Raw genomic sequence first — 14,269 nt, forward strand, 5'->3', positions numbered from 1 at the left:
ACAACAAAACCTTGCAATAAAGGCCTTCCAAAGGTGTTCGTAGACGATTAAACCCATAGATGAAGCGCTAGCCATCCTTTGGTTTAGCTGCAATGGTTAGGATTAGGGCGACAAAAGGCGGCTTGAACGTGAATTCGCAAATGGTGACAATTTGTCTCTGAGCTTTATGGTCAGATCAACGCTTCACTCGATTTAGGGATGAGGGTCTCATATTTCTAATGACCGTTGATTTTAGTGCTGTCATGAAGGCGCATTATAGTAACGATTATCCCCAAGTGCGGCTTGGCAATTAATAGTATCAAGGATTACGAAAGTGTTCGGATTTGGTTCTCAAGATAAGAAGCGCGGCTGGGACACGGCTTTTCACGCTGCGAATGATGCCCGAGATGCACAACAATGGCTTCAAGCTGCTGCCAGCTATGAAACCGCGCTCTCGTATGACGATTCTCGGGTTGATGTGTGGGTCCAATTTGGTCACTCACTTAAGGAATTTGGCGCTTTCGGGGAATCGGTGAAAGCTTACCGACAAGCGATCAAGCTCAGTGCAGGCGATGCCGAAGTGCATGTTCACTTGGCGCATGTTCTCAAGCGGATCGGCTCGTATGGGCCGGCAAGAGCAGAATTCAAGAAAGCAATCGCGCTCGATCCGTCTGACGCCGATTCCGCGTCTGAAATCGATATGCTCGAAGAAAAAGCGTGCGCAGAAGCGCAGAAACCTTCGCAAGTCGAACAGTTGATTGGAGCGGAAGAGCTCGGTCACGAGGACGTTCACCAACCCATCTTTAGAGAGTTCGAGGTGACTGCGTCGCATTTTGCACAAGAAGGGGCGCTTAAGGCTCTCAACAAGAAATTGGAGGCCGATCTCCATATCTTAACCCAACAAAATATCGGACTGCAAAAAGAGTTGCGCAAACTCGCTGTTTCATCAAAAACTAGCTCATCGAAAGCAACTAGAGCAAGGCTAGGCACGAAGAAGGCGCCTCAAACGCGTGCTGGAAGAACGCAAGAAGCGACCTGATACATAGGCTGATGCGTTCTTGGATTTGCCTGGTAATGTGGCTTGGCATAGTGGGGCGACGGTTTGGCGTGTTCACCCTTTGCAAATGTCGATTTTCTGCCAAGAGCTTATATCGTTGAGAGCGTTGGAAATGGGTCGCTTGGTTTGGCAAAAGCTAGCGACGACCATAAGCGTAATTTCTGAGGATTTATAGAAGCGTATGGAACAGCTCAGTCGAACGGCGCTCTTCATCGATCATGAGGTCGAAGGCGATCGGCATAGCGAAGCGGGTTATCTGGCAAAGGCGCTGGACAGCTATCAGAGAGCTTTGGCGCTTAATGCAGATGCGGATTGGATCCAATCAAAAATTGACCGGCTCACCGCTAATGCACCCGATTGTGTTCCTGGCGACGAGGTGCAGTGCCTCAATCTGTTTGTTCCCTTCTATACGCCCCCCGACAAAGAGCGGGCTAAAGAGATACTCTATTGCCTTGAAAAGAACCTCGCGACGAAGCTTTTCGCTAGTATTGTTCTGTTAGTCGATGATGACACTGACATTCCTTATGAGGGTCAGGAGCTTTCGATAATCCGGTTGGATCATAGGCCGACCTACCTTGATTGGGTCAATGAAAGTCGGCTGCGCTGTCCGGGCCAAGTGTCCATCCTGGCCAATAGCGACATCTACTTCGATGACAGTATTGCGCGCCTGCTTGAGTTGTTTCGCGCTAACCCATCGGCCTTCGTGGCGCTTTCCCGACTTGAAAAGGGTGATGAGGGGCTCACAGCGCATCCAAATCCGCATTTCTCGCAGGACACGTGGGCGTTTCTTCCCGATCGCTCCGTTGATTTTCCGTCGCAAAGGGCGCTCAACATACCTATCGGTGTGCCGCGCTGCGATAATAAGATTGCCTATGTTTTCGCAACAGAAGGCTACGAGGTGTACAACCCTTATCCAATCGTCCGTTCGATGCATGTGCACCAGACGAACCTTCGCTATTACAATAAGCGCGCTGATCGACGAATTTTGGGCGGCGTTGCAATGGTTCACCCGGGCCAGAGCCTGTTTGAGCCCTCACGCCTCGATCTGCAGGTGTGGTCGATCCAGTCCAAGCATTTCAATGGGGTGAAGCTCAATCGCTCTTTGGAAAGCTGGGCGAAAGCTGAGGCTAAGGCGGCTGAGCCAAGACCTCTATGGCTCGCTCACGATGAAGACTGGCAGTACCCCGCCGAGACCGAGCGCCAAGCGTTTTATAAGATGCGTGAGGCGTTGGGTGATGAAGAGCATCTCACCTCTGCCATCTACCTCGGCTTTCCATTTGCCACGCTTATCGACCTTCGATTGAACCTTGGCAAAGAGCATCCACGTACCAAGGCGCTTAGCAATGCTCTATATAACCTGCGCTCAGAGTTGCGAGCATATGAGCGTGTTGTCACGGTCAGCCAGCATATTCGCACGCGTGAATGCGCCGATTTGTTTTCCGAAGCAGGTGTCACCGATCTGTATTGGTCGCACTGTGTGAAGGGCCAGACGAATTTCCCCGGTTATCTCGATACCCAGATCCATCCTTTCCCGCTTTATCCGGTCCAACAATTGGTACGTGATGAGGCGGATTTTGACCGCCAGCGTATGTACCTTTTTTCCTTTGTCGGAGCACGCGGGGCAGGCAATTATCTAACGGAAACGCGCAATCACATTATCGATTTGCTCTCTACCGACCCGCGCGGGTTAGTGGTGAGCCGCGACAATTGGCACTACAATAAAACGGTCTACGACGCTCAGATCTTGGGCCGCGTTGCAGAAGACAGCAAAGGGATCGTCAATGAGGATCGCTCTGCTGAGTTCCGGCGAATTATGGATGAAAGCGTCTTTTCGCTTTGCCCCTCTGGCACTGGCCCCAACTCAATCCGTCTTTGGGAAAGCCTCTTAAATGGGTCCATTCCGGTTATTTTGGCTGACACTTGGCAGGTTCCTGGCGATCCCAAGTTGTGGGCCGAAGCCTGTGTCATGTGTGAGGAAACACCTGAGGCAATTGCCGCCCTTCCTGATATGCTTGCTGAACTGGCGGCTGACCGAGCGGCCCTAGTCAAAAAAAGGAGGGTCATTCAGACCCTTGCACAGCGATATGGACCTAAGAAATTCGTTGCCGATATTCTCGATTTAGGCCTTTTTCCTGAAGGTATATGCAGTGAGCTACAGTGTGAATAGTGGATATTGATGAGCGTGTATTTAATTAGCTCCAGATTGATGGCTGTATTTGCAAATACCCAAGTTGCTATTTGCGTCATCTATTGCATCGCGAGCGCACGGCGGCCTAGTATCCAGTGAACCTTCGCCGCGTCCTTTTCCGCAAAATCCGCGACAAATTGTCCAAGCCTACACAGGAAGTGAAGATGAGCTTTGAGAAGCATCCCCTTGTACCTGACTATGTTTATAGCCCGCGTACTACAGATGACGAGGTTCCCTTCTTCGAGCGGGCATATCTTCGCGAAGACAAGTTCTACGGCGCGGATATGAAGGCCAATGACGACCGCTTCGAGTATGCTAAGCGGCTAGGGTATTCACGTATGGAATATCTGCGCGCTAGGCTTGGTGATGTGGATACATCATTTGAGTTTTACGGAGACAAGGGGTTCGCCTGGCCGGTCAATCACGATCTGGTATCGCAAGATAAGAACGCGTTTTTTGTCTGTGCAGGGGCAGGTGGCAACATCACCTTTGAGATGGCTTTAGCCAATCTCTACAAAGACAAGACGGTTTATCTGCTCGACCCTTCACCCCATTCGATCAGGCATGTCGAAAACCAAACTTTGCCGAATAATCTTCTATTCGAAAAAGTTGGACTTAGCGATAGGACCGAAACCTTGGTCTTCCATAAGCCTTCAGCAGAAGGGATCGGCTCACTTTCAGCGCTCGCCCTGAACCCAAGCGATGACACATTTGAGCTCCCGGTGGAAAATCTGGAGGATTTGTGCACGCGCGTAGGCCGCGATCCGGCGGATATCACTTATCTTAAGTTCGATATTGAAGGGTCGGAGCACGTTGTGATCGATCATATGATCGAACGCAAAATTTTCCCAAAACAAATTACGCTTGAATACGATCAGCCCGTGCCCCCGTGGACGATCGAATCTTCGCTACGCTCGCTCATTTGCGCGGGCTACGAGCTTCAGGCCATTTGGGGTTTGAATGTCTATCTGACTTATAAAGGCTAAGCGCTAGCATGGATTACACCTCCCCCTATATCTGGCCCAACCCCGCCTTCCCGTTCCGGGAATATTATGACGGGCCAGAGTGCCGAATTTTCATCATCGAGAACATTCACCACAATTGGGAGTGGTTCCGCGATTACCATAAGCAGTTTCGTGATAACGATATTTTCCTCGTCTACTGCGGTTGGTATTTCGATGACTTTTTCGCCAAACAGGCGAACATTATCTTTGATGGGCTTTCGATGAAGCGCAAGAATTTCTTCATGATGTTCAATTCCGAACACGAAATGGAGAATTTCGAGGTGACCGGCCTTCCCGGTGATATAATCAATCACAATTGCTGGCTCGACACCACGTCCTTTGGCGTGATGGAGGGCACTGAAAAGATATATGACGCGATCTACACCGCGCGGTTAAGCCCGTTTAAGCGCCATGAGCTTGCCGTTAAGGTGCCCAATCTCGCTCTGGTCGCTGGCCTTGATCATGGGAATACATCTGACAAGCCTGTCCCGCCCCACGCCTATCGTAATGAGCGCATTCTGACCCCTGATGAGGTGTGTGAGAAGATCAACCAGTCGCATTGCGGATTGCTTTTATCGGCGGCGGAAGGCGCCTGCTTCTCGTCTAGTGAATATCTGCTTGCGGGCACTCCGGTCGTCTCCACCAAGTGCTTTGGTGGCCGCGATGTCTGGTACAATGACTACAACTCGATCGTGTGTGAACCAGATCCTGATGCGATCCGAGATGCGGTTGCGTATTTTAAAGAGAACCCCCGCGATCCGCTGCGTATTAGGCAGGATCATATCGATTTGGCGCAGATACACCGTGCCCGTTTTGTGAAAGCGCTCGGCGATATCTTCGCCCGTTTTGGTGTCGACAAAGACGCGCAAACATTCTTCGATGAAAAGTACATGCACAAAATGCGCCGGTCTTATAAGCCGGACTTCGATGTTATCTTTGGCTAAGTCTACGCGCACAAAACCCCTCGACTTTGTGGCTCAATGCGTGTGAACTCACTGACGTGATTTCAGTCATCGTCTACGGTCGTAACGACAATTACAGCTATGCGCTCGATCGCAGGACGGCGCTTGGCCTCAACCAGATGGCACGCCAGCTGGTGGTGGGCCGCGATGAGATCATCTTTGTCGACTACAACACCGACAATGATCTGCCGACCTATCCAGAGGCTATTGGCGATACGCTGACGAATGAGGCGGTTCAGTTGATCCGAGTGATCCGCGTGCGACCGGATATCCACGAGGCCGCCTCGCCGGATGGGCCTCCGGTGCGTGAGGCTTTTTGCCGAAATGTTGCGCTGCGCCGGGTGAGCGGGCAAAGCGAGTGGGTTTTGTCGACCAACCCCGATTGCCTTTTGATCAGCCCGTCTGGCGCGCGGTTGAGTGATCAGGTTGCCGGTTTGCCAACCGGGTACTTTGGTCTGCCTCGTTTTGAACTGCCAAGGATTGTGTGGGAGAGCTTGCCGCGTAGCGCCCCAGAGGACGCAGCGAAGTTGGCGCTCAAATATGCTGGTGCCTTTGCACTCGAAGAAACCGTGCGCCACTATTTGCCCGCGATTGGGTATGATGGTCCGGGCGATTTCCAACTCGTCAGAACGTCTGATTTGCAAGCCATTTGCGGCTTTAACGAAGAGATGACACGCGGGTGGCATGTGGACAGCAATCTCAACGCGCGGCTTGCGCTGCTACACGGAACTCTCAGCAATTTTAATGAAGCAACTGGCAGCGACTTGGCGCTCTACCACACAGAGCATTCGCGCCGGATATCGGCAAAGCATCAATCGGGCCGCGCTGAGGATCCGTTCGATGTGTATGTCGATCAGGTAACTGAAACTGTGCCCAGGGCACAACAGTCAAATTGGGGCGCAAAAGGACAAGACTTCGAGGAGTTTCGTCTTGCAAACCCGCCGGGACGCTCGGCGATTTTCGACCTGGCCCAAATTTGCGATCAGCCAAGTCCGGTCAGCTATATCTACGGGCCTGAAACCTTTGATGCATTGCCACAGACACCGGACGAACATTTATCGGCATTTCTGGTCGATCATCTTGCCTATCTGAAGCCGGGTACGAAAGTGGGGTGGCTGTGCGATGATGAGCACCTTAGCGCGCAGGTTCATGTGTGGGTAAAGGCAGCTGGGCTTGATCTAACAATTCTGGATTTGGACGCTGAGCGCGATTATGCCGCTATTATCGAGCAGGCGGATGTTGTGTGCTTTGCTCCGCCAAATGGACCCGCATCCGATGACAATGCGTTTTATGACAGGGCGCTGGCACAGCTTATCTTGAGCGAGGATGAGCGGATCGCTTCAGGCGCGGCGCCGCGTCGAGTGGTGGGGCTGAATATCCCTCATACCCGGTTCGAGGAAACCTTCACCACCTTCATCGCGAGCGCCCTAACGCCGGTATCCTCGCGTATTCGCTTTGGCGAGGTGAAACCTTCTGAGTCCGGCCCGATTGACCTCTCCGATAGCTTTGAACCGGGACCATCTGGCAAAGTGGAAGGCGGCAAAATCGTCAGCAAACTGGGCGACGAAGGCTATATGGCGATGGTAAGGCGCCCCATTCAACCGGGCAAATGGCGCGTCGATTTTACCATTCACAAGACAGTTTTTGGCGCCGGGCGTATCATAATGGATGTGGTCCTTGATACGCAAAGGGTCGCCCATGCTGCCATCTCAAAACTATCGTTTAGCGGCGCATCGGGATCAATCGAGTTTGAAAGTGGGCTGGATGGGATGTTTGGCGGTTATTTCGAATGCCGCTTATGGGTGGATGGCACGAAGTCAGTCATCCTCCAGAATGTCACTTTGACGAGGGTTTAGAAGTTAACTCCAAACCCCGCGAGTGTCGTACACGGCCGCATCACCGCGTTCTTCCTTCGGGATGGCTTTGAAGACGTCGTGATCGACCAGCAGCAACAAGATACCGCAATCCTCAAGCGCTGTATCAATATCGATCAGCTCAGCTTCAGTTCCCTCAAAGTCGGTGGGCAGCTCGCTCGCATAGGGCTCTACCACTCTGACTCGCTCGCCATATTCGCGCGCCAATGAAGCCGCGATATCGAGTGCTGGGCTTTCGCGGAAATCGTCAATGTTCGCTTTAAAGGCAAGACCGAGGCAGGCGATTTGCGCCTTCGGGTTTGCGTCTGCGAGCCCACGCGCACGTTCCAACACATGGTGCATCTTCGCGTCATTGGTTTCGCGCGCTTGGGCGATGATCTTCGCCTCTTCAGGCGCGCCGTGGACGATAAACCACGGATCCACCGCAATGCAGTGTCCGCCGACGCCGGGACCTGGTTGCAGAACGTTGACACGCGGGTGACGGTTGGCGAGACGGATAACCTCCCACACGTCGAGGCCTTGTTTGTCCGCGATCATCGAAAGTTCATTGGCAAAGGCAATGTTCACATCGCGAAAGGCGTTTTCGACGAGCTTGGTCATTTCTGCCGAGCGTGCGTCTGTGACCACGCATTCACCTTTCACAAAGCGTTTGTAGAAGGCCAGCGCCTTACGGGCGCAGCGCGGCGTGATCCCTCCGATGGAACGGTCGTTGTGGATGAGTTCTTCAAGGATACGCCCGGGTAAAACACGTTCCGGGCAATAAGCGATAGAGATGTCCGGTGTCCCGTCGCAAAGTCCCGGCATCGCAAGATCAGGGCGCTTTTGGGCAAACACGTCGCGCATTTTCTCCGTCGTGCCCACCGGTGAGGTGGATTCAAGAATGACGCAGTCGCCTCTCTTGAGGACGCTTGCGACTTTTTCTGCAGCTTGCAGGATGTATGAGATGTCGGGCGTATGTTTACCATCGTTGCTGAACGGGGTGGGGACAGCGATGACGAAGACGTCCGAAGGTTCGACTTCGAGACTTGCGGTCAAAAGGCCATCGTTGACGACGGCTTGGACAAGACCGTCGAGATCAACCTCTTCAATGTGCACTTCGCCGCGGTTGATCGTGTCGACCACGCTCTCGCTCACATCCACGCCCTGAACCTTGCACCCGGCGCGAGCCATCACGGCAGAGGTAGGCAGCCCGATATAGCCAAGGCCAATCACGCTGGCGTTAAGAGTTGTCTTTTTAAGCAAAATGCACTCCGTCGCTCGTGGGCTTATCGCCCGTGTGGATGTGCGTTAACTCCAAGAAGATAAGATTCAGTAAGTGCGTTTTGAGGCTAGGCCGCCAAAAGATCACAAATGCGCTTAGAGGCGTGGCCATCCCCAAACGGGTTGTGCGCGCGCGCCATCGCTTCGTAAGCAGCTTTATCGTCGAGCAATGCACCCAATTCGCGGACAATTGCGTCTGCATCGGTGCCCACAAGCTTTGCAGTTCCGGCTTCGACGCCTTCTGGACGTTCGGTGGTTTCGCGCATCACGAGAACGGGTTTACCAAGAGCTGGTGCCTCTTCTTGAACCCCGCCGCTATCGGTCAGCATGATATGAGCGATATCGAGTAGGCGAGCAAAATGCGGGTAATCCAGCGGTTCGATAAGGGCGATGTTGTCTAACCCTGCGAGCTTTTCATTCATGACTGAGCGCACATTGGGGTTGAGATGGACGGGGAAGATGATCGCAACATCTTCGCGTGCAGCAATTTCGCGCACCGCCTTAGCAATCTCCTCCATCCCATCGCCGAAATTCTCGCGCCGGTGGCTGGTCATGCCGATGATGTGCTTGCCTTTGAATCGCTCTTCGATCTCGGCAAGGCCAGAAGCGAGTTGAGGTTTTACAGCGACTTCATTTGTAACCCAATGCAGCGCATCGATCACAGTGTTGCCGGTGACGTGAATAGTCGCGGGGTCCACATCCTCGCGTCGCAGAGCGCTTGCGGCGGTCTCGGTGGGCGCGCAATGGAGCTTCGCAAAGCTACCCACCACCTTGCGGTTCACTTCCTCGGGCCACGGACGGTAAATGTCGCCGCTGCGAAGGCCTGCTTCGACGTGGCACACTGGGATCTGCCGGTAATAGGCCGCAATCGCGCCTGCCATGACGGTGGTTGTGTCGCCTTGTACAACCACCCAATCGGGCTTTTCTTGGTCCATCACCTTACCAAGACCAATAAGCGCGGCTGCGGTTAGCGCGTCCAGCGATTGATTGGGCTTCATCAGATCGAGGTCGTGATGGGGCCTGATCCCGGCAATCTCCAGCACGGAGTCCAGCATGGAGCGGTGCTGCGCTGAGACGCAAATGCGGCTTTCAAAACGGTAGTCTGCTTCCAGCGCGTGGAGCAATGGGAACAGCTTGATCGCCTCTGGCCTTGTACCGAAGACGGTAAGGATGCGCTTTTTGTCTGACATGTGGCGCTCATTAACCGCTTTTCGTTAGGATTGTCTTGCTGTTGTGCGCAGAAGAACGGTCGAAATGGTGATAAGCCAGATCCCAGCTGCGAGCGCAAAGAGCAAAAGCATCCATTCCGCAAACCCAAGCGCAAAGGTGAGCGCGAACACAAGCGCATAGACGTCGCGCGAGGTGATCGATGCTAGGGTGTTCTTCACCTTCGAAGGGTTTGCGTTGAAATTGTTCTTGACCGCGTCGAAGGTGAACGGCCCGCCCATGGCAATCGACCTTAATCCAAGGGCGGTCAGTCCGGTTGCTAAGAGACCAAGACCAACGGCTCCATAGGTCGCTGCATCAAATTGCCCTTGCATCCATAAATTGAGCGAGGCGAGTGATAGGAAAGCCAAATTGGTGATCCCATCGATGATCGTGTCGAGCTTCGCACCAAATTGTGAGGAACGCTTGGTTGCGCGCGCGATTTCGCCGTCCACCCCGTCGATGACAGAGGCCGCATGGAAGAGGAGCGCGCCTGCAATCAAGCCCCACGCGCTGCCAAAAAGGAGGCAGGCGGCCATTAATACCGCGGTGAAGGCGGCTAAGCCTGTCGCATGGATCGGTGTGACGCCGGGAATTTTCAGGACAATATTCGAAATCGCGCGAGAGATCGGCCGATTCAGATATCGCGACACCAAACCATCCGAAGTCTTACCCGTCGCCCTCACAATGTCTTTGCCGATTGTGTTGAGGAGGCGGATTTGACCCGGTCCTTGCCTTTCTTGTGCGAGCCAATGCACAGCTGCGTCTTGATTGGCGAGAACCACTGGCTCACCGCAAAGTACAGACACGCCGTCCATAATCGGTATGCCTTCGGTTAAGTCGCCTTGATCAGGATTGCCCTTTGCTACCCGAACGTTCGGCAAGAGACGCGCGAATTCTGATTTTGCCCATCTGGTTGGCTGCCACCCTCCGGGGACGGCGATGATCACAACATCGCTGCTTCCCAGTTCTTGGCTCTGGTGCACAATCACGCCAGCGCGTACAGCGGCCGGAATCCCAGCGACGAGGTGATTGGCTTCAACGTTGCTGGAGAAAAGCAGGACTGCTCTTGTCATCGCTAGTGGGTTTTTCCCGAGAACTCGTTAAGATATGAAATCGAAGGCGAAGTTGAGGCGTAGTCGTGAAAGCTTACGCAAACAAGTCCACGCTCGGAGAGCAAGAGGCGATAGAGTAATGGTCGAATCAGCACACGACACCGCATCGCCCGATCAGACGGCGCCCAATCAGACAGGACCCAAGCTCACGGATGAGGGCCGTCCTCGCGAGCTCGAAGATTGGCTCAATCGGAAGTTCTATCATCCGCTTTCCATGCGGATTGCTAAAGCCCTCGTACCCACTCCGGCTACACCCAATATGGTTTCTGTCGCGGGCGGATTGATGATTGTTCTGGCGGCGGCTGCCTATGGGCTTGGTTCAGGCTGGGTCGCGGCGCTGACCGGTCTTGGCCTGCATATGGCGTGGCATGTGTTTGATGGAGCAGACGGTGATCTTGCCCGTCTGACAAAACGGTCAAGCGCACACGGCGAAGTGATTGATGGCATTTGCGATTATGTTGGCCACATTATTCTTTATTTGACGCTCGCTTACATGCTGGCGGATCACATCGGATGGGCAGCTTGGGGCTGGGCCGTCGCCGCAGGGGCAGGGCGCATTGTTCAAGCCGCGCATTATGAGGTACAGCGAAGACAGTATCAACACTGGGTATACGGCACAAAATGGCTGCGCGTATCGGCCAAAGATACGGGCAAGCAGGAAGGCATCATAGGCTTTTTCGAAAGCTACTATGTCAACTTGGCGAAGCTGCTTGCACCGGGCGGGCGTGAGGTTGATGAACTGGTTGAGGTCAGCATCGAAACCGGGGATGCGACACACAGTGAAGCGCTGCGCACGATCATCGCGAAGGAAGTCAATCCGGTGCTGCGCTCGACCTATCTGCTTAGCGCCAACTACCGCACCATCGCACTTGGCGGGACAATGTTGGCTGGCTCGCCCTTATACTTTTTCATGTTTGAGGCGATCGGGCTCACCTTCGTGTTGATAGGGTCGATCATCGTCTCGGGCAGAACCACGCGGCGCATTCGCCATCAGGCCAAAAGCTTTCGGTAAATCGCAAGATTATCAACGGCAAAGCGTTCCCAAGATAGCTCTTTGGCCCGAGCAAGTCCTTTTTCTCGCAAGGAGGAGCTGACCGTTTTGTCCGCGACCACTTTGGTCAACGCAGAAGCGATCTCGTCTGTATCATAAGGGTTCACGAGCAAGGCCGCTTCTCCTGTGACCTCTGGCATGGCGCTGAGATTGCTGGTCACAACCGGGCATCCGCAGGCCATTGCTTCGGCAACGGGATTGCCGAAGCCCTCGCAAAAGGATGGGTGTAAAAGCGCCTGTGCGCCCGAGTAAAGCTGAAGCAGGGTGGGGAAGCTGACGGCGCCAGTGAAATGCACCTGCGCGCCAATGCCAAGCTTGTGCGCAAGCGATTGCAGATTGCCGCCGCCTGCATTTCGTCTTTGTACCATCACAAAGGCCATGTCGGTGCGGCCTGCGTACGCTTTCGCAAAGGCACCAAGCGCCCTTTCGTGATTCTTGTACGGCGCGCATTGACCGGCAGTGAGGATGAATTTCTGCTCCTTAGTAAGCCCGATCGATGCCAGCGTCTCATCTTCAACCTGCACTTGCCGGAACCGGTCGGATACCCCTGAAAGTGTAACCTCGACCTTGGCAGCGAGGCCCGGTTTAAGACGCACAATTTCGTCTCTTGTTGCCGCGCTCACCGTCGCAATAGCATCCGACTTTGACAGAGCTCTGTTGATGCCATTTGCGTAAAACCGCCGCTCAATCTGGCCATACCAATGCGGGTTGCACCACTGCGGGTGCGTCATCCACATCAGATCATGGACCGTGGTAAGCGTCTTCATTTTTAGCCCTGAGGGCAAAATATTGAACGGAGCGTGGAAGAGATTAACGTGTTTTAGATCCACCAACCGGGGCAGCCACCACATGGTCTGTGGGCTGTTGGCAGGGGCGGCAATTCTGATCTCTTTGACGTTATTTGCATTAGTTAACGGGTCAATGCGCTCAGCGTTCTTAAGCAGTAAAAAGTCCAAATCGGGCGCAATTTTTGGCAAATGGCGCACCAAACCCCAAGTGACCTCGCCAATTCCGCTAGGTTTGTTCCCAATATATCTACAATCGATGCAAACAAGTGTCACTTTGGTGCAATCCAATTCATCGGCAAATCGGTGGTTTTATGGAGTGGCTGAGTCGCCATTTGTGCTCGAAATCTCATGAATCGGTGCACTTCAATACGATTAATTGCAAGCACGGTGCCTGTGACAATTCTGCGCAGCTTCCCGCTGTTTCCCCCAGATTGATCTTTTAAAGGTTGTGCAAGTGCACAATTTGTGGGACGCACAATCCTAGGTAATGCTAGTTTTGATGCAATTTGGCTTGGCATTTGGGGATGCCAACATTTTGCTGCGGTCTGATTCGGTGTTCAGGAATCAGACCGTAAATTTCAACATTTACCTAGGGTAGGGGCATGAAATGGGCGCGTAAGTGCGGGCCTGACTAAATGGGTGTTCTAGGAATTAAAATGCAGTCGATTAGAGTTGCAGTCGTCGGTGTGGGAAATTGTGCCAGCTCTCTTGTTCAAGGGGTGGATTACTACAGGACCAACCCCTCTGCCAGCGGTCTGATACGAGAGATCGTCGGAGGTTATTCGGTATCCGATATTGAGTTCGTCCTCGGCATTGATGTCGATGATCGCAAAGTGGGGAAAGACCTTTCTGAAGCGATATTTGCTGGTCCAAACAACACAACTGTTTTTCATCCAGATATAAAGCCAAGCGGCGCGCTCGTTATGCGCGGGCCTGTGATGGATGGCGTTGCTGATCACATGGTCGGCGTCGGTGATCGTGGGTTTATGTTGGCTGATCGTGAGATTGCTGTTTCTAAGGCCGAAATTGTAAGCGCTCTGCGCGAGGCGCGGACTGAAATTCTCGTCAATTTCTTGCCAGTTGGCTCGCAAAAAGCGACTGAGTTCTACATGGAATGCGCGCTTGAGGCCGGCTGCGCGGTTGTAAACTGTATCCCGGTTTTCATCGCCAGTAATGATGCTTGGGAGGCGCGCTTTAAGGCCCGAGGATTGCCAGTTGTTGGGGACGATATCAAGGCGCAGGTCGGCGCAACGATTGTCCACCGTGCATTGTCGAGCCTGTTCGCGGCGCGCGGGGCTTCGATTGATCGGACTTATCAGCTCAATACAGGCGGTAACACCGACTTCATGAACATGCTCGACCGCGACCGACTGAGCGATAAAAAAGAATCGAAGACCATGGCTGTGCAAGCGGCCCTTGGTAAGCGTTTGGAAGATGAGAATATTCTGATCGGCCCTTCTGAATATGTCGCCTGGCAAAATGACAACAAAGTCTGTTTTCTTCGCGTTGAAGGCACGCAATGGGGCGAGGTTCCGATGAACCTTGAGCTGCGGCTTTCGGTTGAAGACAGTCCGAATGCAGCTGCTTGCGTTGTCGATGCTATTCGTTTTTGTAAACAAGCGCTTGATTGCGGGGAAAGTGGCGCATTGACGCTGCCGTCCGCGTACTACTGCAAGCACCCGCCCGAACAAATCCCAGAGGACGTGGCGAACAGCCTGCTCGATCAGTATCAAACCAGCCTTCCTGAAGCGGCTGAGTAACCTTCTTGCGCTGCGCGTGACACTA

At 53.4% G+C, this 14,269-nt stretch carries 11 protein-coding genes; 7 read left to right on the plus strand and 4 right to left on the minus strand.

Translation table 11 applies throughout. The features are described from left to right. Window positions 1–313 precede the first annotated feature (313 nt). From ABJ205_RS10815 to ABJ205_RS10835, 5 genes are all read left to right on the plus strand, one after another. A complete protein-coding gene (locus ABJ205_RS10815; protein WP_348158001.1) occupies window positions 314–1,018 on the plus strand; it encodes a hypothetical protein in 705 nt (234 codons plus the stop codon). Window positions 1,019–1,217: 199 nt separating this feature from the next. After that, window positions 1,218–3,203, plus strand: a complete 1,986-nt coding sequence (locus ABJ205_RS10820) for an exostosin family protein (RefSeq protein ID WP_348158004.1) — start codon at window positions 1,218–1,220, stop codon at window positions 3,201–3,203. Between the two features lie 116 nt (window positions 3,204–3,319). Continuing rightward, window positions 3,320–4,210 carry an FkbM family methyltransferase gene (locus ABJ205_RS10825; protein WP_348158008.1) on the plus strand — a complete coding sequence of 297 codons (891 nt, stop codon included), beginning with the start codon at window positions 3,320–3,322 and terminating at the stop codon, window positions 4,208–4,210. An 8-nt stretch (window positions 4,211–4,218) separates the two neighbouring features. Further along, window positions 4,219–5,172 (plus strand): glycosyltransferase, encoded by a 954-nt coding sequence (locus ABJ205_RS10830; protein WP_348158011.1) that lies wholly within the window; start codon window positions 4,219–4,221, stop codon window positions 5,170–5,172. 56 nt (window positions 5,173–5,228) lie between these two features. Next, window positions 5,229–7,046: a hypothetical protein gene (locus ABJ205_RS10835; RefSeq protein WP_348158014.1), complete on the plus strand. Its 1,818-nt coding sequence runs from the start codon at window positions 5,229–5,231 to the stop codon at window positions 7,044–7,046. A 3-nt stretch (window positions 7,047–7,049) separates the two neighbouring features. On the opposite strand, the gene wecC is transcribed toward ABJ205_RS10835, so the two are convergent. From wecC to ABJ205_RS10850, 3 genes are all read right to left on the minus strand, one after another. Further along, window positions 7,050–8,306, minus strand: a complete 1,257-nt coding sequence (gene wecC, locus ABJ205_RS10840; RefSeq protein ID WP_348158017.1) for a UDP-N-acetyl-D-mannosamine dehydrogenase — start codon at window positions 8,304–8,306, stop codon at window positions 7,050–7,052. Between the two features lie 86 nt (window positions 8,307–8,392). Continuing rightward, the gene (gene wecB / locus ABJ205_RS10845) at window positions 8,393–9,514 is read right to left on the minus strand and encodes a UDP-N-acetylglucosamine 2-epimerase (non-hydrolyzing) (protein ID WP_348158020.1); all 1,122 of its coding nucleotides are present in this window, start codon (window positions 9,512–9,514) and stop codon (window positions 8,393–8,395) included. Between the two features lie 24 nt (window positions 9,515–9,538). Next, a complete protein-coding gene (locus ABJ205_RS10850; protein ID WP_348158023.1) occupies window positions 9,539–10,606 on the minus strand; it encodes a CDP-alcohol phosphatidyltransferase family protein in 1,068 nt (355 codons plus the stop codon). Window positions 10,607–10,724: 118 nt separating this feature from the next. Here ABJ205_RS10850 and ABJ205_RS10855 point away from each other — a divergent pair, with 118 nt between their 5' ends. Further along, window positions 10,725–11,657, plus strand: a complete 933-nt coding sequence (locus ABJ205_RS10855; RefSeq protein ID WP_348158026.1) for a CDP-alcohol phosphatidyltransferase family protein — start codon at window positions 10,725–10,727, stop codon at window positions 11,655–11,657. On the opposite strand, the gene ABJ205_RS10860 is transcribed toward ABJ205_RS10855, so the two are convergent. Beyond that, window positions 11,636–12,463: a glycosyltransferase family 1 protein gene (locus tag ABJ205_RS10860; RefSeq protein ID WP_348158029.1), complete on the minus strand. Its 828-nt coding sequence runs from the start codon at window positions 12,461–12,463 to the stop codon at window positions 11,636–11,638. The two genes, ABJ205_RS10855 and ABJ205_RS10860, sit on opposite strands and share 22 nt — an antisense overlap. 677 nt (window positions 12,464–13,140) lie before the next feature. Here ABJ205_RS10860 and ABJ205_RS10865 point away from each other — a divergent pair. Then, entirely contained in the window at window positions 13,141–14,244 is a 1,104-nt protein-coding gene (locus ABJ205_RS10865) for an inositol-3-phosphate synthase (protein WP_348158032.1), read from the plus strand. Window positions 14,245–14,269 lie beyond the last annotated feature (25 nt).

Origin of the sequence: Erythrobacter sp., from assembly GCF_039988855.1 — a bacterium.
GTDB lineage: Bacteria > Pseudomonadota > Alphaproteobacteria > Sphingomonadales > Sphingomonadaceae > Erythrobacter.